This is a genomic window from Paenarthrobacter nitroguajacolicus (assembly GCF_007786235.1).
Lineage (GTDB): Bacteria > Actinomycetota > Actinomycetes > Actinomycetales > Micrococcaceae > Arthrobacter > Arthrobacter nitroguajacolicus_A.
This window is the reverse complement of sequence record NZ_VNFK01000072.1, coordinates 1-601: the sequence shown is the minus strand read 5'-3', so window position 1 is coordinate 601 and position 601 is coordinate 1. Positions and strand designations below refer to the sequence as shown.

General features: G+C 61.9%; 1 protein-coding gene and 1 pseudogene. Both read right to left on the bottom strand.

Annotation, left to right across the window (positions count from 1 at the left end; genetic code table 11):
* Positions 1-285, bottom strand: a pseudogene (locus tag FQP90_RS23030) (Poxvirus protein I5); the annotation flags it as partial.
* Between the two features lie 34 nt (positions 286-319).
* Positions 320-601 (bottom strand): carbohydrate ABC transporter permease (locus FQP90_RS23025; RefSeq protein ID WP_144653436.1); only part of this gene is annotated, 282 nt, incomplete at its 5' end.

Here is a 601-nt window from a genome sequence, read left to right as displayed (position 1 = left end):
CAGGTTCAGGACAATCACGACGGCGGCTGCCGCCGTCGTGATTCCCATCTTCCAGCTGCCGGGCAGCGCGCGACGGAAATTTCCCCAGAGGCTGCGGAGGGAATCGTCCCTGCCGCTGAGGTGCCTTTCCAGGTGTGCGACGCCGGCCGCGTAGGCAGCCGGCGCCGTCACCAGGGGGACGGAGAGGAGGAGCACGATGACTCCGGCCAGGATGGTCTCGGCGAAGAGGGCAAAGCGGTTGACCGGAATGCCGGGGTTCTTGGACGGCTTGCCTGTGGCGTTCATGGTGCTCATTTTTCAGTATTCTCTTCCGTGTCCGTCAGCCTTTGAGGCCTTGTGTTGAGACGCCTTCGACGATGTAGCGCTGGAAGACCAGGAAGAACACCAGGACCGGGAGGAGCGCCAGGACGGACATAGCGATCATGGCTCCGTAGTCCGAGCTCTGGGTTTGGTCCACAAAGAGCCGCAACGCAAGCGGGAGCGGGTACTTTTCGGGGGTGTTCAGGTAGAGCAGTGGGCCCAGGAAGTCGTTCCAGCTCCAGATGAAGGAGAAGATCGAGGTGGAGATCAGGGCCGGTTTCATCAGCGGGAGCATGATGGA